Genomic DNA, 20,706 nt, shown 5'->3' with positions numbered 1-20,706 from the left:
GACACAGATATAAATCTATGCCTGATGTTAAGTCCAACTTTTTGGGGTCACCTTAAATGCTAGGAAAATTTTAGTCTGCTTTCATAAATGCATTTGTCAGTCTTGGAATGACTTGTTTTTTACGGCTAAGAACTCCTGGTGCAGAAATAGTTCCATTTTCTACCTTATGACCAAATTCTTCCTCTATATCTGCCACATGCTCTCCTACTACTAAGAGTTCACTAGTTTCGTTAAATATATCTGTAAGGACTAATACAAATGTAGTTTCGCCTTTTGAATTAATTTTTTCCTCCATAAGACTTACAATTTCATCACGTAGTGGTGCTAATTCTTCTGGATTCATAGTCATTACTTGACCTACTCTTACATCTTCACCAGCAATTGTAAAAGTTTTTACATCTCCCTCTACAATATCTGTTGGAGATTTTTCTTTTAGACTAGTACCAGCCTTAAACATTTGATTTGCAAATTCTTCTGGATTTATGTCTGCAATCTTACTCATGCGATCTAGGATGCGACGGTCAATATCTGTAGTTGTTGGTGATCTGAATAAAAGTGTGTCTGAGATAATTGCTGCACAAAGAAGACCTGCAATTTCTTTTGATGGTCTAAGCCCTGATTCAAAATACATTTCAGAAATAATTGTAGCTGTAGATCCCACTGGTTCTGCCCTATAAAATAGTGGAGCTGTTGTAGATATATTTGCTACTCTGTGGTGGTCTATAATTTCTATTATCTCTGCTTGGTCAATATCATCAATTGCTTGATTTTTTTCGTTATGGTCTACCAAAATCAATTTTTTCATATTTGAAGAAATAAGGTGGTATCTTGAAATAGAACCAATCACTTTTTTATTTTCATCAACTACTGGATATGATCTAAATCTTGATTTTGCCATATTTTCGCGAACTATATCAATAGTATCAGCAGTAGAAAAATATACTAAATCATCATCAGTCATAACATGACTTACTGGTATTGTCATGGGTAACAATCTTGATGTCATAAATGTGTTAAATTCAGTAGATAAAATTGTAACATCATTTTCATTTGCATATTCTATCAAATCTTCGCTGATTGTTGATCCATTTGTAAGGATTACAAGGCCAACTTTGCGGGTGATTAGATATTCCATATAGTCAATACGATTACCGACTATTACTATATCACCCTCACTAAAGTAATTATCAAATTCTTGATTATCATCATTCATAGCCATTACAGTCATCTTACCGTCAAATGGCCTTTGATTCTTTGGCATGGATAAGGCTTTTGCTGATAAAACATCTATTATATTTTCTATAGGTGTATCAGCCCTGCCTATGATTTTATCATCCCAAACATCCATATATGATTTTGTAATATTTGAAAGTGACGCAATACCAATTATTTTTCCTTCGCTATCAACAACTGCTAGCGAGCTAGTAAGTCCTTCTTGAAAAATATCCCAAGCTACTCTTACTGGAATACTTGGATCTATTGCATAAGCCTTATCAATATTTAAGTCGCTAACTTGTAAAATCATTGACTCTTTTAAAACTGGTGCAGGAACATTAAAATATTCTAGAACAAATTTTGTTTCTGGATTTAATTTGCCAAGTCTAACTGGAATGGCCTCTACATCTCCCAGTCTATTTTTTAAATCGGCATAGCAAATTGCAGAAACAATTGAGTCAGTATCTGGGTTTTTATGCCCACTTATATAAACTGTATCTTTCATTACATCTCCTTAAATAAATTCAACTTTTATCATCTCTATTTTGTATCTATCTACTTCATCTACAGTAATTCTTACATTATCAACCTCAACACAATCACCTTGCTCTGGGATTCTGGATAGATGATCAATTACATATCCTCCTATGGAGTCGTTTTTAATTTCCTCAAGCTCCAAATTAAAGTAATCATTAAAATCACTAAGATGAAGGGATGGTTTTACCAAATAAGAATTTTCTGTTAGTTTAAATATATCTTTATCATCTATATCGTATTCATCATCGATTTCACCAACTAATTCCTCAACAATATCCTCAATGGTTACAAGACCGCTGGTGCCACCATACTCATCTATTACTATAGCCAGAGAAGCATTTTCTGCTCTCATATTTGTAAAAAGATCAAAAATGTGCATATTATCATACACATAGTATGCTGGTCGGATCAACTCTTCTAAATCTAAATTTCTACCATCCGCAATAGTAGATACTATATCTTTCATATGAAGTATGCCCAAAATATTATCGATATTTTTTCCATAAACAGGTATTCTAGAGTGGTTAGTTTCTTTTAGTATTTCGTTTAGCTCTTCTTGATCAGACTCTATGGATATGACTTCCATATTTGTTCTTGCTGTCATGATGTCTGATACATACGAATTTCCAAATTCAAATACGTTATTAATCATCTCACTTTCTTCGTTATTGATGACTCCTTGCTCTTCAGAAACATCCACGATAGTTTTTAAGTCTTCTTCTGTTACAAGATTTGTGCTTTCTTCCTCACCAACGAAAATTTTGGTAATGGCTCCTGTTATTTTTCCTAAAATAAAGTTTATTGGTTTTAAAATAATATCGAATAATCTAATAGGTCTAGCCACCTTAAGGGCTAACTTTTCACTATTTGCAGCTGCAATATTTTTTGGAGTAACCTCTCCAAATATAAGAACTACTATCGTTAAGATAATAGGCGAAATTACCGCACCTTTTGGACCAATTACTTCTGTAAAAAATATAGTTGCAATAGTTGTGGTAACTATATTTACAATATTATTTCCAATCAAAATGGTTGTTAATACTGATCCAATATTATCTACTAATTTTCTAACGAGTGGAGCCTTTTCTACTCCATTTTTTTCCATTTGTCTGATTTTAAAAATATTTACACTGGTAAGCGCAGTCTCAGATGATGAGAAAAACGCCGATAAAATAATGCCTACAATTATAACAATCAATTGCAATAGGTTTTTACTACTCATATATCCTCCATAAGTTATATATTTATTATAGTTTAGAAAAAATAAAAATAAAGAATTTTCGCAAAAATAAATAATTTGCGTATAGTAAGTCTGTATCATTTTAAATAAGGAGGAAACAATGGCATTTGAGTCGTTTAATGAGCGTACTTTTAAGTTACGCGAACATGGTACAGACCAAAAAACAGAAATCATGGCCGGTATTACTACTTTTATGACTATGAGCTATATATTAGCTGTAAACCCTAGTATACTTTCTGATGCTGGCATGGATGCTGGCGCAGTATTTACAGCTACAATTTTAGCATCAGTGGTGGCTATGCTAATTATGGCCTTTTATGCAAATATGCCTTTTGGTTTATCTGCAGGTATGGGTCTAAATGCATTTTTCACATATACAGTAGTTATGCAAATGGGCATGAGCTGGCAATTTGCTCTTACAGCAGTATTTTTAGAAGGTCTTATTTTTATAATCTTATCCTTTACAGGAGTCAGAGAAGCATTATTTAATGCTATACCTATCAATCTTAAGAAGGCAGTTTCAGTTGCTATCGGTTTATTTATCGCACTTATAGGTTTAATTAATGCTGGTATTGTAGGAGTAGGTGATATTTCACTAGAACTTGGTAATATTGCTTCAAAAGAAGGTTTTGTATTTTTTATTGCCCTTATTATCATGGTTGTTCTTACAGCTAAAAATGTAAAAGGTGCGCTTCTTTGGGGTATACTTGCATCAACTGTTATTTCATTATTTTTAGGAGTTACATCACTACCAGATGGAAATGCGATAGTATCGCGCCCACCATCAATTGCTCCAATAGCTTTTAAATTAGATTTTTCAAATATATTTTCATTTGAAATGTTCTCAGTATTATTCTCATTTCTATTTGTAGATATATTTGATACACTTGGTACACTTACTGGTGTTGCTACTAAAGCAAAAATGCTTGATGAAAATGGAAATCTTCCTGAGGGGTCAAAAGCACTTTTAGCTGATGCTATTGGTACAACTTTTGGAGCTCTTTTAGGAACTTCGACTATTACAACTTTTGTAGAAAGCTCTGCCGGTGTTGCAGAAGGTGGAAGAACTGGTCTAACAGCACTTTCAACTGCAGTATGTTTTGCAATTGCAGCATTTTTCTTCCCACTATTTTCAATCATCCCAGCTCAAGCAACAGCTGCAGCCTTGGTAGTGGTAGGATTATTTATGCTATCCACAGTAGTAGAAATTAATTTCTCAGATATTACAGAAGCATTCCCAGCATTTATGACAATTTTAATGATGCCTGCAACATATTCTATTGCAGAGGGTATCTCATTTGGTATGATTTCTTATGCTGGCATCAAACTTTTAACTGGTAGAGGCAAAGAAGTAAGCCCACTAGTTTATGGACTTGCAGTAGTATTTTTATTAAGATACATCCTTCCAGTATTTATGTAAATAAAAAAAGATTGCCAAAATAAATGGCAATCTTTTTTTACATCTTTTCTTCTACAGATTTTACCTTATATTCCATATCGTGGTCACTATCACGTCTATCATCCATTTTTATAACTGTATAAACGCGATCAGATCCAGCTTTAAATACTTCTTCCTGCATTTTTCTTGCTATCTCAAAACATTTATCAGGGTCAGCTTCAATAACTGTTCCCATTGGGTTTAGTTTGTGTTTTACCCCCTCAGCCTCTAAAACCTTACTAGCACTTGCTACATATTTACTAACTGAAGTTTCCTTTGTACCAATTGGTATTAAACATATTTCCATAATTGCCATAAATATTCTCCTTATAAATTTGTTTCATAAAATGCCTTATATATTTTGTAGGCATCAAAGTGATCTTCTATACCGCCTAGCTCTCTTATTGAGTGCATGGCTAGAATTGGTTCGCCAACATCTATAGAATTTATTCCAAGTCCAGTTGATGCAATTGGACCGATTGTTGATCCACCAACCTTATCATTTCTGTTGTGAAATTTTTGAATTTTGCAGCCAATGCTATTTGCTAGGTCAATTAATCTTGCATTTGAAGCTATGTTTGAGGAATAAGCCCCATTTGCTGCAGTTTTTATTACCAAGCCCCTATTCATTTTTATAGGATTGGTTGGATCATGGTAGTCTTTAAAATTTGGATGGATAGCGTGGGCTTGGTCAGCAGATATTAGATAAGTATTTGCAAGAGCAATATAAAAATCTTCATCATCAAGCTCACGATTATCACAAAGTCTTTTTAAAGTATCTCTTAAAAATGGAGAAAATGCACCTGTTGGTGTTCTAGACCCTATTTCTTCATTGTCATTTAAAACTAAAACATTGTTTTTACTTACATCTGCATCTACAAAAGCCATTAGTGAGGCATGGACTGATCCAAGGTTATCAATGCGGCCGATTTGGTACATATTATTTATAATCGCACCTTTTTGTCTATCGTAAAGTCCTAAGTCAAAATCCAAAATTTCATCAGCTTTTATGCCAATTTCTTCAGCCAATAATTTTTCCAAGTACCCGTTTCCAAAATTTTCTTCGATGGTTTGAATTATTGGATATAGGTGGTTTTGGGGATTAAGTTCAAAACCCTTATTTACTTCCCTATTCATATGGATAGCTGCATTTGGAACGGTTAGCAAGTCTTTGTCGATATTTACTAGCTCACTTTTAATTTCTCCATCTTTTTTGTAGGAAACTTTCCCTGCAAGAGATAAGGTCCTATCTGTCCAAGTTGAATAAATCATACCACCATAGGGCTCAATATTTATTTTTAAATATCCACTATCATTTATCTCAGCGTTTGATTTTACCTTAAAGGTAGGGCTATCGGTGTGAGAACCAATAATATCAAAGCCTTTTGTCAAATCTTCGCCCACTGTAAAGGCAATCAGAGCTGTGTCATTACGGCTTACAAAATATTTACCTTTATCGTCTATATCCCATTTTTCATTTTCTTTTAGTTCTTTAAAACCATTGGCAGTTAAAATTTTTTTTGCATTTGCAACTGCAAAATAATTTAAGGGACTCTCATCAATAAATTTTATTAAATCTTTACTAAATTCTAAACTATTCATATTATTATATTACCCAACTTGATTAGGGTATCTATATTTAGAGAAGTTATAGTTTTTGACTATTTGGGATTTTATCCTTATAATAGTAATAATAAGTTATACATAAATTTAAATAAGGAGTAAGAATGAAAGAATTAAAAGATAAAATTCTAGAAGAGGGTGTAGTTCTTGGCGATGATATTTTAAAGGTAGATTCTTTTTTAAACCAACAAATAGATGTAGAATTAATCTCTAAAATGGGAAAAGAATTTGCTGAGCATTTCAAAGATATAAAAATCGATAAAGTCTTTACTGTAGAATCATCAGGTATTGCTCCAGCATTAGCAACTGCAAGTGAGCTTGGAGTAAAATGCGTTTTTGGTCGTAAAAAACAATCTCTAACAACCAGCGAAGATGTTTACCATTCAAGCGTATTTTCATTTACAAAGCAAGTGATGAACGAACTTATAGTAAATAAAGAATTTATCAATGAGGGTGAAAATGTCTTAATGATTGATGATTTCCTTGCAAATGGTCAAGCAGCAAAAGGTATGATTGCAATAATCCGTCAAGCAGGTGCAAATCCAGTAGGTTGCGGAATAGTAATTGAAAAATCTTTCTCAAATGGACGTCAATTAATCGAAGATATGGATGTAGAAGTTTATTCTCTTGCTAGAATTGCAAAACTAGAAGATGGAAATATAGAATTTACCGAATAATATATGCCAGGTTGATCCTGGTTTTTTTGTACAAAAAAAAGTAGCCATATCGGCTACTCTTTTTGTATATTTATTTTGCGTGTTCTGCAGCGTTTTTACCTGCTATTCTACCAAATACTGTAATATCTGCAATTGCTGCTGAACCTAGTCTATTTTTGCCATGGATACCGCCTGTTACTTCTCCTGCTGCATATAGACCTTCGATCCTTTTATCATCTTTTGTTAGTACTTCAGCGTCTGTATTTATTTTTAGACCACCCATTGTGTGGTGTACTGCTGGAGCTGCTTTTAACATGTAGAATGGTCCTTCTTCTATTGTCCATCCTAGCATTCTTAGGTTAAAGTCTGGATCTTCTTCTTTTTTAGAGTTTTCGTTAAATGTTTCTACTGTTTTTAATAGTTCATCTTTGTCAATATCGAAGTGATCAGCTAATTCTTCGATTGTGTCAGCCTTATAAAGGTTGCCTTTTTCAAATTGTTCCTCAGCTTCTTCTGGGTTAGATGCCATAGTTCCAGTAGTTTCATTTGATTTTTCATCCCAAAGTAGATATCCAACATGGTCTGTTTGTTCTTTAATTGCAAGTGAGATTTCTCTTCTAGTTGCTAGTTCTTCAACGAATCTGTCCCCTTCTTTGTTAACAAGAAGTGCTCCACCAACTAGTCTTGTATCACCTACATAAAGTAGTCTACCTGTTTCAGGGTCACATACTGGATAAAGTTGGATTTTGTCCATATCAACTGTATCAGCTCCAAGTGCTTCTGCCATTACGATACCATCACCTGTTGCTCCTGGTGAGTTTGTTGACTGAACGTACTCATCGATTTCGTGGTCATTTTCGTAAGTCATTTCATCATTTGCACCGAATCCACCTGTTGCAAGTACTACAGATTTTGCATTTACTGTTAGGTTTTCATCTGGTGTTTCAGCTTTGACACCTGCAACTTTGCCATCTTCTGTAAGAATTTCTTTTACATCTGCCTCTGTAATTACTTCTATGCCAAGTTCTTCACATTTTTTTAGGTAATTTTTAATTAATTCATTACCTGAGTGAGCTGCTGGAATAAGTGATCTTTTTACTGAGTGGCCACCAAAGAACATTAAGCTATCTAGCCATTCTACACCGATATCATCACGTAGCCAGTAAGCATCTTCTGTTGCATGTTCAGCTAGGACATCGATTAATTCTTCATTTCCCCCAGCTTTTTTTACATCTTCTGCAAATAATTCTTTGCTGTCTTCAATGTTTTCTTTTTCTTGAAGTTCATTTGCTGGAGCTGCGTATTCTCCACCTGAAATTAGAGTATTTCCACCAACTTGTGGTAATTTTTCTAGTAAAACTACATTTGCCCCATTTTCTTTTGCTGTAACTGCTGCTGCAAATCCAGCTCCACCACCACCAACTACTACAACATCTACATCTTTTGTAGCATCAGTTCTTTCTTTATCAGCACTTGTAAAATCCTCTTGGTAGTCTTCAATATTGTGTCCACTTGCAGTAATTGCAGCTGAAACTGCTTCTATAAGTGCTGTTGACGAACTTGTTGCTCCTGATACAGAATCGATGTTTACTGATTGGTTTTCAATAATTTCTGGCACCATTTTATCGATTGCAGTTGCTCCAAGACCTTCTGTTTCTTCATGGTCTACATGAATATTTGAGATTTTATCTCCATCAAAGCTAACATGAGCGATTACATCACCCTTGTAACCCTTAGCTTTTCCTTCAGAAGCATCCGGATCAACTTCAGCTGTTTCTTTTTCTGCGTCTTTTTCTTCTTCTTTGCCTTCATCTACTTTTTTTGTATCTTCAGTCGATTGCTCGCTTACTGTTGTTTCAGTAGATGTTTGTTCACTATCTTGTGCTGTGTTGTTTGCTCCACAAGCAGAAAGAATTAGTGACATTGATAATATGTAAGGTAAAATTCTATTTTTTTTCATAACTCCTCCTCAAATTTTACTTATGAAAATATTTTATCAAAGAATTTTACTTTATGCAATGTGATAAAGCATATAGTTATAAAAGATAAACAATATTTTGCAAACAAAATATTCACAGAATATTTTGATTAATAACTATAAAAAATGTTCAACTTAAGTTTTTGTCTATGATTATTTAAAATAATACTATATAATTTTCTAAATGATAGATTTTACCTTCCCCTTACGAATATATAGACAAAGGAGGATATATGGATGATAAAAAAATAATATCCGGGATAAAGAAGCGAAAAGAGCCTTATCTAAACGAATTTATAAATAAGTATGGTGGTATCCTTAAGGCAAGTATTGTAAAAACTATTGGAAAAAGAGACGAGCTTGTTATAGAAATATTAAATGATACCCTACTTGCTATCTGGGATAATATAGACTCTTTTGATGAGAACAGATCTTCTTTTAAAAACTGGTGTGCTGGTGTTGCTAAATATAAGGCCATTGATGCTATCAGAAAAGAAAATCGCCACGAAAGTATTGATCTTGATCAAGTTGAAAATAATATTTACACTGAAGAAGACTTTTCAGTTGATGAAAGTGAAGAAATTCTAAAACTCTTAAGTGATGAAGATAGAGAAATCTTTAAAAAACTATTTGTTGAAGGCTATTCCTATGATGACCTAGCAAAGATTACAGAAATTCCTAAAGACAGACTTTACAACAAGGTATCAAGGTCTAAAAAGAAACTAAGATTACAATTAGGAGGTAAATATGACTAATATATACGATAAAATAAACGACATAGATTTTGAAGTAGATTCTGTAAAATTAAATGATATAGAAAGGATAAAGATGAAAAAAACAGCTAAATCTTATGCAAAAAAAGATACTAAAAAGAAATTTATAGCTAGTGCCGCAGCAGTCCTACTCTTTGCAGGTCTAATGACACCATCAGTAAGGGCTGAAGTACAAAAATTTACGACAGATATTAAAGTTTCAATGATGGATGCCTTTGGTGCAAGCCCTGATTCTTATAAATATGTAACAGAGTTACATAAACCAGTAACTGTGGGCAATGATACTTTTGTAATAGAAAATATTGCTTTTGAAGATAATAAAGCATTTATAAATACCCTTAGAGATAGTGATGGATCTATGGAAAGTCAACTTTCAGAAAATGAAGCTTGTGTTTATAAAATTGTTGTAGATGGAGTAACATACAAGGCTTTGGGTAGCTCTAGAAGTTCTGGCCTATTAGAAGATGGAAAAACAATACCCGAAGTTAGCATGATAAATTTTGATAAAGAATTTCCAACTCTTAATAATGCTGATGTTGACCTTTATTATACTAATGGTAATTCAACTGAAATAATATCAACTAAAGCTAGTACAAATACAGTTAATGAAGAAAATGTAATCTTTGCAAAAGATCAAAAATTAAAAAATGGATCAGTGATTTCTCTAATGAAGTTAAATCCAATTACTATGACTGCTATTATTAAAAACCTTGAAACAGACTATTATTATCAAATCGAGGGAACCAATAATGAAGGAAAAACTTTATTACTTGATGAAAGAATAAACGAAAATGGTGAAGTAACTTTTATTTACAACAAAGACTTTTCAGATATGACTTTAGATGAAATAAAAAATGCAGATGTAATAAACTTTGTTCTTAAGGGAACTAGGATCAACAAAGAATCTGGAAAAGAAATTAATGGTGAATATAAAACTATAGAAGAATTCACATATAAAAAATAATAAGTATAAATACTAAAAAACCGGCATCAATTGATGTCGGTTTTTTATTAATTATTTACAATAACATCAACTTGTTCATGGATAACTGATAAGTTGTGTTTGTTTTCTGATGAATAGGCAAAGATTAGACCCTCATCATCTATATTTAATTTGTTTTTTATAGCTTTGATATGTTTTGAAAGCTTATTTTTAGAAATTTTATCATACTTTGTTGCAATTACAAATCCTATAAAACCTGATTCCAGTATCCATTCATACATTTGTAAGTCTAATTGTGTTGGATCGTGGCGAATATCTACCAAAAGAAAAACTTCTTTTAAATTCTCCCTTTGGTGGAGGTATTCGTTGATTAGCTTATCCCATTTTGCTTTTTCTGCTTTTGAAACTCTTGCATAGCCATAGCCCGGCAAATCTACCAATCTAAATTTATTATCAATATTATAAAAATTTATGGTACGAGTTTTGCCTGGTTTGGAGGAAGTTCTTGCTAAGTTTTTCCTGCCTAAAAAAGCATTAATAAATGAGGACTTGCCCACATTTGAGCGGCCAACAAAGGCAATTTCTTCAATTGACTCATCTGGCCATTGGGATTTAAATCCTGCAACTTGTTCTAATTCAATTTCTTTAAATTTCATATCAAAGCCCTATCTATAACTTCAGAAACGTTGGAAACTTCTATAAAGTTAATCTTATCCCTAATTTCTTTTGGAATATCTTCGGTATCTCTTTTATTTTCTTTTGGAATGATTACATCACTGATGCCGTAAGAATAGGCAGCAAGTGCTTTTTCTTTTAGTCCACCTATTGGAAGCACATCACCTGTAATGGTCACTTCACCAGTCATTGCAATGTCATTTCTAACTTTTTTGCCAGTTAGAGATGAAACCATGGCAGTTGTCATTGTAATACCTGCTGATGGACCGTCTTTGGGAGTTGCTCCTTCCGGTATGTGGACGTGAATGTCTTTATTATCGTAAAATTTGCCACGAATGCCAAGTTCTTTTGCATTTGATCTGATGTAGGTCATAGCCGCCTGGCCAGATTCTTTCATCACATCACCAAGAGAACCAGTAAATTCGACATTTCCCTTACCTTCCATAACATTTGCTTCTATTGTTAGCATAGTACCGCCAACTGAAGTCCACGCAAGTCCATTTACAACTCCAACCTTACTTTCTCTTGAAATATGGTCTTCGAAAAATCTTTCTTTGCCAAGGTATTTGCTATAATTTGCCATAGTAACACGAACTTGGTCTTTGCCTTCTAGGATTTCTTTTACTGCACGTCTACAAATCTTTGCAATAAGTCTTTCAAGCTCGCGTACTCCAGCTTCCCTTGTGTAGTTTTTGATGATTACTTCAAGTACAGCATCGGAGATTGAAAGTTCATCTTCATTTAAGCCATTTTTTTCCATTTCTTTAGAAACTAGATATTTTTTGGCAATATTTAGCTTCTCACTTTGAGTGTAACCAGAAATTTCAATCATCTCTAACCTATCATAAAGGGCATCTGGGATTTCATTTGGGTCGTTTGCAGTTGTTATGAAAAATACATCTGACAAATCAAATGCTATATCTAGGTATCTGTCGATAAATTTATCATTTTGTTCTGGGTCTAGGACTTCAAGTAGGGCTGATGATGGGTCTCCCCTAAAATCTGATCCTAATTTGTCAATTTCATCTAAAAGGAAAACCGGATTTTTAACACCAACACGGTTTATATTTGATAAAAGTCTGCCAGCCATTGCTCCAACATAAGTTCTTCTATGACCACGAATTTCACTTTCATCAGTCACCCCGCCCAGACGCATTGATACAAATTCTCGGTCTAGGGCTCTTGCAATTGATTTTGCAATAGAGGTCTTACCAACTCCTGGAGGGCCTACAAGGCAAATAACCGTTCCTTGGTTATTTTTATTTTTTATCCTTACAGCAATAGACTCTAAGATACGTTCTTTTACTTCATCTAGACCATAGTGGTCCTCATCAAGAACAGTCTCTGCCCTTTTAATATCAAGAACATCCTTACTTTTTTTGCTCCAAGGCAGATTTACTGCAAAATCTAAATATGCACTTAAAACCCCATAGTCTGGACTCATTTCTGGGATAGAGTCTAGTCTTTCTGCATCCTTTAATAGAGCATTTTTGCTTTCCTTATCTATTTTTAATTTGTTAATTTTAGCTGCAAGTTCCATGGCTTCACTTTCAAACTCGCCATTTGCTTCGCTAAGTTCGCGGCGGATGACCTCGATTTTTTCTCTAAGATAATATTCTTTTTGAGATTGGTTGATATTATCTTGGACTTCTTGGTCAATTTCTAAACTTAGATTTTTAAGTTCTATTTCTTTTGATAATATGCTATGAAGAAGGGTTAAGCGTTTTTCTGCATCAAGTTCTTTTAGTAATCCATAATATTCATCTCCCTTTAAGTCCAAATGATATATAATTATGTCGGCAAGTCTGTGGAGGTTATAGACTTCCCCTACAGAAAATACAGATTCGTCAATATTATTGCCATCAAGTTCGATATAGGATTTAAAATCTTCTATCAAAAGCTTTCTTAAGGCTTCTTTTTTATTCAATTCCTCTTCGTTTGCCTCGATGTATTCGTATTCTTCAACATTAGCCTTATAGAATCCTTCTCCAAGTTTGATTTCATTTATTTTTGCAACTGCCTTTGCTTGGACATAGACTCTGATGTCTCCATTTGGCAAACTAAATGATTCTTTAATGCTAACAACCATACCATAATCGTAAAGGGCATCAGCTGTTGGATTTTCATCAAAAACATTTTTTTGATTGACTAAAAATACTTCTTTGTTTCTTATATTTGCATCTTCAATAGCATTTTTTGATATAGGTCTAGCACAATCAAAATTTAAAATAGTATTTGGGAATGCCCATAGCCCCCTAAGTGGAACTAGTGGATATTCATTTGTGCTTACTTTATAAACATCTGCCATTTTTAACTCCCGTTTAAAAAAGGGAATGGCTAGCCACTCCCTCTACTTATCTTTTCTTATATTTAAGTTTTGAGTGATCCTTAATAGAATCTTTTGTAACAACTACTTCTTTTATATCAGTTTTTGATGGGATTTCATACATCACATCTAAAAGTAAATCTTCTAGTATCGTCCTTAGTCCACGTGCACCTGTTTTTTGTTCAATTGCTTTTTGGGCAATTTCATGTAGAGCCTTTTCTTCAAATGTAAGTTTTACATTATCTAATTCAAATAATTTTTGGTATTGTTTGATTAATGAATTTTTTGGCTCTTTTAAGATGCGGATTAGGGCATCTTCATCTAGGCTATCTAGGGTTACAATTATTGGCACCCTACCTATAAATTCAGGTATAAGACCAAATTTTAGTAAATCTTCAGTGTTTACATCTTTAAGATTTGCCTTATGGTTTGCTGCAACTAGTTCTGCACCAAAACCTATAGTTTTTTGAGCTTGACGTCGATTGATAATATCTTCAATGCCATCAAACGCTCCACCTAATATGAATAAAATATTGCTAGTATCAACTTGGATATATTCTTGACTTGGATGTTTTCTACCACCTTGAGGTGGTACATTTGCCTCAGTTCCTTCAATTAATTTTAAAAGAGCTTGTTGGACACCTTCACCAGATACATCACGTGTTATAGAAGGATTTTCACTTTTACGAGTAATTTTATCTATCTCATCCACATAAATAATCCCTTGCTCAGCAGCTTCAATATTGTAATCTGCGGCTTGGATTAATTTTAAAATGATATTTTCTACATCTTCACCCACATATCCTGCTTCTGTAAGACTTGTGGCATCTGCAATTGCAAATGGGACATTAAGCTTACGGGCGAGGGTTTGAGCTAAGAGTGTCTTTCCTGAACCAGTTGGTCCTAATAAAAGGATATTTGATTTTGATAGTTCTACTTGATCAATGTCGCTATCATTTGCATTTATCCTTTTGTAATGGTTATAGACTGCTACTGCCAAAGTTTTTTTGGCTGCATCTTGGCCTATTACATATTCATTTAAAAAATCATTTATTTCTGCTGGAGTTGATAAATCTACCTCACCATTTTCATCAAAGTAGTTTTCATCAAATTTTACTTCTGCATTTATTATCTCGTCGCAAAGACTTACACATTCATTGCAAATATAAGCATCTGGTCCTGCAATGATGCGTTCTACTCGAGAACTATCTTTGCCACAAAACGAGCATTTTACATCTTCACCTTCGAAGTTTGCCATCTATTTCCTACTTACTTTCAATAACTTGATCGATTAGGCCATATTCTAAAGCTTCTTGAGCTGTCATGGCAAAGTCACGATCAGTATCTTTTTCAATTTTTTCTAAGTCTTGTCCTGTATTTTCAGCTAAGATATGATTTAGTCTATCTTTTATTTTTAAGATTTGTTCAGCTTGGATTACAATATCAGATGCTTGTCCTTGGGCACCACCGCTTGGTTGGTGGATCATGATATTTGAGTTTGGTAGAGAAAATCTCTTACCCTTTGCACCTGATGAAAGTAAAACTGCACCCATAGATGCTGCTTGTCCGATACAAATTGTTGATACATCTGGTTTGATATAATTCATTGTATCAAAAATAGCAAGACCGCTTGTTACAACTCCGCCTGGGGAGTTGATATAAAATTGGATATCCTTATCTGGATCTTCACTTTCTAGAAATAATAACTGAGCAATGATTATATCACTCATTTGATCATTTACTTCTCCAGATAGGAAAATAATCCTATCTTTTAGAAGTCTAGAATATATATCATAGGCTCTTTCGCCTTTATTTGTTGATTCTACTACTGTTGGTACTAGGTAATTTGTAGCTTTCATATAATCTCCTTACATTATTAAGGATGATATCTTAGTTTTCTTCGCTTTCTTTAGAATCTTCGCTGTGGTCATGATCGTGGTCATCGCCTACTGCTTTGTGGTATTCTTCGTGTGGTAGAGCTTTTGCATTTTTTACTAAAAGTTCTACAGCTTTACGACGTGTGATGTTTTCTTTGATTGTATCTTCTGATACATTTTTTCTAAAGATTTCTTTGAATTTTTCGATATCATCTACACCATACATTTTTGCTGATTCATTGATTTCTTCTTCAATTTCATCATCTGTGACATCAAAACCTTCTTTTAGAGCTAATTCGTCTAGTACTAGGTTTGCTTTTACACGGTCTTCAGCTTGTTGTCTGTATTGGCCTCTAACTTCGTTGATGTCCATTTGTGTCATTTCAACATATTGAGCAAGACCGATACCCATTTGTTGTAGTCTTTGGTCTAGGTTTTGCATTTCAACATCTATTTCTTTGTTTACTAGAGATTCTGGTGCTGAAACTTCACTTGCTTTTACTAAAGCATCGATAGCTTGGTTTTGTTTCATATTTGTTGCAAAGTTTTCTTTGTCTTCTTTTAATTTTTCTCTTAAATCTGCTTTTAGTTCATCAAGAGTTTCAAACTCAGAAATATCCATTGCAAATTCGTCATCTAGTTCTGGTAATTCTTTTGTAGTAATTGAGTTGATTTCCACTTCAAATTTTGCATCTTTACCTTGGAATTCTTTAGCTTGGTAATCTTCAGGGAAAGTTACATTTACATCAAATTTATCGCCTGTTTTGTGTCCTGCAACTTGTTCTTCAAAGCCTTCGATAAATGTATTTGATCCTAATTCTAGATCATAATCTTCAGCTTTTCCGCCTTCGAATCTTTCTCCATCTAGGTAACCGTCAAAGTCGATATTTACTGTATCACCCATTTTTGCTTCGCCATCTTCAACTGGGATTAGTCTAGCATTTTCTTCTTGTTGACGAGTAAGTTCTGCATCAATATCTTCATCTGTTACTTCTGATGGGATATCTTCGATGATTAATTCGCTATAATCTCCTAATGTTGGGTGTGGTTTTGTTTCTACTTCTACTTTGAAAGTAATGTCTTTTCCAGCTTCTATATCATCAAGGTCAACTGATGGTTGGTCGATTGGTTCAAGTTCTAATTCTTCTACTGCTGCTTCATATGGTTCTGGGAACACAATTTGGATAGCTTCATCATAGAAGATTTCTGGTCCGTACATTTTTTCTAGTACTTTTCTTGGAACGTGTCCAGCTCTAAATCCATCAATTCTATATCTTTTTTTATTTCTTTTATAAACTGTATCTACAGCCTTTGCAAAGTCATCGTAATTTACGTCAAATTCAAATTTTGCAATGTTATTATCATGAGATTTTAATTCTGTCATTTCTTCCTCCTGCTTATATAGCTACTCATTTGTCTAATATACTACATCTATGTCTATCAATCAACATTTAAAAGGTAAGAATTAATGTAGTTTATAATGTCTTCTTTATTATTTTTCAATTTTTCATCATAGATTAAATTTTCTATATTTTCTAAGGTTCTACCAAGTTCTTTTCCTTCTTTAAAACCTAATTTTTTTAGATCATTTCCATTTATTTTTATTTGGCTTTTATTTGTTGGGATATCATCATTTTTTATCTCATCTAAAAGCGCTAATCCTAAGTCAATATTTGAGTCATCAGCATGTTTTGTTGACATTACATCTGCTCTTTGGAGTTTAAATAGATTTAATAAATTTTCCTCACCTATATTTCTTAAAAGTTTTCTAACAGATTTTTTAGTATAGGTGTTAGTGTTATCCATGTGTCGTTTTACCAAAATAGATGTGTTTTCTATAAATTTTCTAGAATATTTTAGTTTTTTGAGCCTTTCTACTAAAAGCTCCTCAGAAAGACTTTGATGGCCAAAAAATCTTCCTTCGCCATTTTCATCTAAGAAAAATGTATCGATTTTACCTACATCGTGGTAAAGGGCTGCCATTCGTACTTCAAGTATTGGGGGAGTTTTTTCTAAAACGCTTAAAGTATGGTCATATAAGTTTTCCGAATGAAAGCTAGAATGTTGGTCAAAATCTTTTGTAGCAAACACCTCTGGAAAAATATATTCTAAAAGCCCTACTTCATCCAAAAGCAATATTCCTCTTCTTGGGTCATCTGCTAAAAGAATCTTATTTAGCTCAACTTGGATACGCTCTTTTGAAATCTCTTCTATTGATTCCGCATTATTTCTAATAGCTTTTTTTAAATCATCTGATATATCAAAATTTAGGGTTGTCGCAAATCTCACTGCCCTTAATGACCTTAATACATCTTCTTTTATGCGTTCATTAGGATCGCCCACTGCCCTAATGATTTTATCTTTCAAATCCTTTTTTCCATCAAAAAGGTCAATGATTTGATCATTTCTTTTTGCCATAGCGTTTATGGTAAAATCACGTCTTTTTAAATCTTCTTTTATATCATCTGTAAAGGCGATTTTTTCTGGATGACGTTTGTCAGAATATCCTGACTCACGCCTCATAGTTGTGATTTCGTATTCACTATCCTCATCCAAAACTTTTATCGTTCCAAATTTTGCTCCAATGTCGATTATTTTATAATCTTTAAATACTTCTTTAATCTCATCTGGTCTTGCACTTGTCGTGATATCAACATCAAAATTTACTCGATTTAATAACTCATCTCGTACACAACCGCCAACAGCATAGCTTTCAAAGCCTGCATCCTCTAATTGTTTTAAGATTTTATTTGTCATCTTTATTATCATCACTTGCTGATTTTGCTTTTCTTTGGACATCTATCCTGTAGTTTACAGTGCTATCTCCATTATAAACTTCAACCCCATCTGGTAAATCAAGTTTTACTTCTCCATTGGAGTTTGATCTTAGATTGTTAATATTAACTGGTTTGGTAGATATCTCTTTAATGTCTCGAATTATTGATTCTTGTCCTTTTATAACTATTGAGTCTGGTGAGAGCTCCCTAGCTGTTTGTTCATAGTCCTTGTTTATAGTTCCGCTTGTTATAAGTTTTAGCTTTACTCTTTTGGTTTCGTATACTAAAAATGAAACATTTACATCCTCATGAGAAATATTTATATCTGATAGGGCATTTCCATTTTTATCCAAGACCTTGACTGGTATATTGTGAATTTTACCATCTAGGAAACTTATATCATCTATTCTTAGCTCAATCCTATCCACTTTGTTTATTACACTAGCAGGTCCCTTTACGGTAATTTCTTCTGGTGACATTTCGTTTACTTCAACTATTCTACCATCTTTGATTTCATCAGAAATTATGTGATTGACCGGTAGTGATTTTTCTATAACTTTTTGTATATTAAGATTTATTTCACCTGGATCAAGCTCATCTACACTTACTCCTGATGGTGTGTCAACCTCTATATCAAGTGACTGTACACCTTCTTTTAAGTCAGAAATATCAACACTAGCATATATATTAGTTGGTTTTAGAGAAATTAATTTCTCTCTACTACCCTTAAGTTTTACATTTGTGGAATATGCTTCATCCTTACCAATTATAGTGTATCCGTTTTTTTCCAAATCATCTTGATTTCTTATTACAACTGGTACATTGCGGTAAGTTTTATTTGCAGTTGGGTTTGTGGAATTGATTACAAAAGTCCACATAAATATAGCTACCAGAACTGAAAGAATTTTTAATTTTAAATCATTTTTATTATTCATCATCGTCTTCTTTCTTATCTTCATCAGCTTGAGCTTCTTTTACTAAAACTAGGTCTTTTTTCAATCTTTGTTTTAGTGAATCTTCATCAAAATATCTGTCGATTCTGCCTGATTCTACAACTGAGATATTACCTGTCTCCTCACTTACAACTATGACAATTGCATCTGACTTTTCAGAAATTCCCACTGCTGCTCTATGTCTTGTACCTAATTCTTTTGAAATTAAATTTGAATTTGAAAGCGGTAGATAACAAGCTGCCGCTATAATTTTTTCGTTATTTATTATAACAGCACCGTCATGTAAGGGGGTGTTTGGGATAAATATATTTATCAAAAGCTCACTTGAAACATCGGCATCAAGGATGGTTCCACTTTCTACGATATCATTTAGTCCAACTTCACGTTCCAAAACTACAAGGGCGCCAATTTTTTGACGAGCAAGGGAAGTCATGGCACGAGTTAGCTCATCGATGCTTTTTTCATTTTTTAATGCACGTTCACCAGTAAAAATCGATCTACCTCGACCAATTCGCTCCAAGGCTGATCTTAGTTCAGGTTGGAAAACTACAATTATAAATACAAGTGCCACTGTTAAAAATTGGTTCATCACCCAGCTAACTGTATTTAGACTTAAAATATCGGCAACTGAAGCAAAAATTAATACAATAATAAGTCCATATAAAACTTGCTCAGCACGGGTATTTCGTAATAAAGAAAATAATTTATAGACAACAAAAGAAATGATGGCTATATCTATAATGTCTGTAACTCTTATAAGAGCTAAAGAGTTAAAAAATTCAGTAAAATAATTCATATCTCCCCCTAATTCTTTCCTACTTATATATTACTATTTTTTCCTAATAGTCGGTAGTTTTGGGCAAAATAAAACACCTAGGATTAGGTGTTTATTTATCCAAGCATAACATCAAGTATCATCATTATTACAAAACCCGCTGCAAAGCCAAGAGTACCAATATTTGTATGATCCTCTCCCTCGCCTGTTGCTTCTGGGATAAGTTCTTCGACTACGACATAAAGCATAGCTCCAGCGGCAAAGGCTAATAGGTAAGGCAAGATTGGAATCATTATTTGAGATAATAAAATTGTAACAAGAGCAGCAATTGGCTCAACTGCACCAGATCCTACTCCCATCCAAAATGATTTCTTTTTATCAACTCCAGCTGAACGAAGTGGCATAGAAATAATAGCACCTTCTGGAAAGTTTTGGATGGCAATACCTATTGATAGTACAAGTGCTCCAGCTAGACTTACATTTCCTGTGCCAAAAAGTGCACCTGCATAGGAAACTCCCACAGCCATTCCTTCTGGGATATTGTGAATTACTACTGCTAAAACCATCATGGTTGTTTTTCTTAAGTTTTCACTATTGCGTCCTTCGGGCGCAGCCGAGTCAATATGTTGGTGGGGAATAGCACTATCTAGGAATAATAAAAATAAAATTCCTATTAAAAATCCAATGACAGCTGGAACCCAGCTCATATTGCCCATAGTTTCTTTTACCATATCCATGGCAGGAATTAATAGTGACCAGATACTTGCTGCCACCATGACTCCGGCAGCAAAACCTGACAATCCCTTTTGTACTTTTGGATTTAGCTCATCTTTCATTACAAAAACCATAGCAGAACCAAGGGAAGTTCCTAAAAATGGAATGAGTAATCCTAGTAACGTTTCTTTATTCATTTTTTTCTT

At 33.6% G+C, this 20,706-nt stretch carries 18 protein-coding genes; 4 read left to right on the top strand and 14 right to left on the bottom strand.

What is annotated here, in order from left to right:
- Window positions 1-70: 70 nt before the first annotated feature.
- Together JNO63_RS04435 and JNO63_RS04430 are read right to left on the bottom strand one after the other, a co-directional pair.
- On the bottom strand, window positions 71-1,720 hold the full coding sequence (locus JNO63_RS04435) for a putative manganese-dependent inorganic diphosphatase (protein WP_203127288.1): 1,650 nt from the start codon (window positions 1,718-1,720) through the stop codon (window positions 71-73).
- Window positions 1,721-1,729: 9 nt separating this feature from the next.
- Entirely contained in the window at window positions 1,730-2,974 is a 1,245-nt protein-coding gene (locus JNO63_RS04430) for a hemolysin family protein (protein ID WP_203127287.1), read from the bottom strand.
- Between the two features lie 118 nt (window positions 2,975-3,092).
- On the opposite strand from JNO63_RS04430, the gene JNO63_RS04425 reads away from it, so the two are divergent.
- Window positions 3,093-4,412 (top strand): NCS2 family permease, encoded by a 1,320-nt coding sequence (locus JNO63_RS04425; protein ID WP_203127286.1) that lies wholly within the window; start codon window positions 3,093-3,095, stop codon window positions 4,410-4,412.
- 37 nt (window positions 4,413-4,449) lie between these two features.
- On the opposite strand, the gene JNO63_RS04420 is transcribed toward JNO63_RS04425, so the two are convergent.
- Window positions 4,450-4,746: an MTH1187 family thiamine-binding protein gene (locus JNO63_RS04420; protein WP_203127285.1), complete on the bottom strand. Its 297-nt coding sequence runs from the start codon at window positions 4,744-4,746 to the stop codon at window positions 4,450-4,452.
- Window positions 4,747-4,757: 11 nt separating this feature from the next.
- Window positions 4,758-6,032: a M18 family aminopeptidase gene (locus JNO63_RS04415; protein ID WP_203127284.1), complete on the bottom strand. Its 1,275-nt coding sequence runs from the start codon at window positions 6,030-6,032 to the stop codon at window positions 4,758-4,760.
- A 125-nt stretch (window positions 6,033-6,157) separates the two neighbouring features.
- On the opposite strand from JNO63_RS04415, the gene JNO63_RS04410 reads away from it, so the two are divergent.
- Window positions 6,158-6,730: a xanthine phosphoribosyltransferase gene (locus tag JNO63_RS04410; protein ID WP_203127283.1), complete on the top strand. Its 573-nt coding sequence runs from the start codon at window positions 6,158-6,160 to the stop codon at window positions 6,728-6,730.
- 70 nt (window positions 6,731-6,800) lie between these two features.
- Here the strand turns inward: JNO63_RS04410 and JNO63_RS04405 are convergent, their stop codons facing one another.
- Window positions 6,801-8,669, bottom strand: coding sequence for a flavocytochrome c (locus tag JNO63_RS04405; protein WP_203127282.1), 1,869 nt, complete (start codon window positions 8,667-8,669; stop codon window positions 6,801-6,803).
- 251 nt (window positions 8,670-8,920) lie between these two features.
- Here JNO63_RS04405 and JNO63_RS04400 point away from each other — a divergent pair, with 251 nt between their 5' ends.
- A complete protein-coding gene (locus JNO63_RS04400) occupies window positions 8,921-9,442 on the top strand; it encodes a sigma-70 family RNA polymerase sigma factor (protein ID WP_203127281.1) in 522 nt (173 codons plus the stop codon).
- Complete coding sequence (locus tag JNO63_RS04395; RefSeq protein WP_203127280.1) at window positions 9,435-10,424, top strand: hypothetical protein; 990 nt, start codon at window positions 9,435-9,437, stop codon at window positions 10,422-10,424. The genes JNO63_RS04400 and JNO63_RS04395 overlap by 8 nt, the downstream gene beginning before the upstream one ends.
- A gap of 47 nt (window positions 10,425-10,471) precedes the next feature.
- Here JNO63_RS04395 and yihA read toward each other — a convergent pair whose 3' ends face one another.
- From yihA to JNO63_RS04350, 9 genes are all read right to left on the bottom strand, one after another.
- Window positions 10,472-11,059, bottom strand: coding sequence for a ribosome biogenesis GTP-binding protein YihA/YsxC (gene yihA, locus JNO63_RS04390; protein WP_203127279.1), 588 nt, complete (start codon window positions 11,057-11,059; stop codon window positions 10,472-10,474).
- A complete protein-coding gene (gene lon / locus JNO63_RS04385) occupies window positions 11,056-13,386 on the bottom strand; it encodes an endopeptidase La (RefSeq protein WP_203127278.1) in 2,331 nt (776 codons plus the stop codon). Before lon ends, yihA begins: the two co-directional genes overlap by 4 nt.
- 46 nt (window positions 13,387-13,432) lie before the next feature.
- On the bottom strand, window positions 13,433-14,662 hold the full coding sequence (clpX, locus tag JNO63_RS04380) for an ATP-dependent Clp protease ATP-binding subunit ClpX (RefSeq protein WP_203127277.1): 1,230 nt from the start codon (window positions 14,660-14,662) through the stop codon (window positions 13,433-13,435).
- 7 nt (window positions 14,663-14,669) lie between these two features.
- The gene (gene clpP, locus JNO63_RS04375; RefSeq protein WP_203127276.1) at window positions 14,670-15,263 is read right to left on the bottom strand and encodes an ATP-dependent Clp endopeptidase proteolytic subunit ClpP; all 594 of its coding nucleotides are present in this window, start codon (window positions 15,261-15,263) and stop codon (window positions 14,670-14,672) included.
- A 31-nt stretch (window positions 15,264-15,294) separates the two neighbouring features.
- Window positions 15,295-16,665 (bottom strand): trigger factor, encoded by a 1,371-nt coding sequence (gene tig, locus JNO63_RS04370; RefSeq protein ID WP_203127275.1) that lies wholly within the window; start codon window positions 16,663-16,665, stop codon window positions 15,295-15,297.
- Window positions 16,666-16,721: 56 nt separating this feature from the next.
- Window positions 16,722-18,038, bottom strand: a complete 1,317-nt coding sequence (locus JNO63_RS04365; RefSeq protein WP_203127274.1) for a CCA tRNA nucleotidyltransferase — start codon at window positions 18,036-18,038, stop codon at window positions 16,722-16,724.
- On the bottom strand, window positions 18,028-19,017 hold the full coding sequence (locus JNO63_RS04360) for a CdaR family protein (RefSeq protein ID WP_238390473.1): 990 nt from the start codon (window positions 19,015-19,017) through the stop codon (window positions 18,028-18,030). The genes JNO63_RS04365 and JNO63_RS04360 overlap by 11 nt, the downstream gene beginning before the upstream one ends.
- Window positions 18,986-19,807, bottom strand: a complete 822-nt coding sequence (cdaA, locus tag JNO63_RS04355) for a diadenylate cyclase CdaA (RefSeq protein WP_203127273.1) — start codon at window positions 19,805-19,807, stop codon at window positions 18,986-18,988. The genes JNO63_RS04360 and cdaA overlap by 32 nt, the downstream gene beginning before the upstream one ends.
- A 95-nt stretch (window positions 19,808-19,902) precedes the next feature.
- Window positions 19,903-20,697, bottom strand: a complete 795-nt coding sequence (locus JNO63_RS04350; RefSeq protein WP_203127272.1) for a ZIP family metal transporter — start codon at window positions 20,695-20,697, stop codon at window positions 19,903-19,905.
- Window positions 20,698-20,706 lie beyond the last annotated feature (9 nt).

The organism is Anaerococcus sp. mt242 (assembly GCF_016798225.1).
GTDB lineage: Bacteria > Bacillota > Clostridia > Tissierellales > Peptoniphilaceae > Anaerococcus.
Note: the sequence above shows the minus strand (reverse complement) of the source record. Positions and strands in the feature narration are given on the sequence as shown.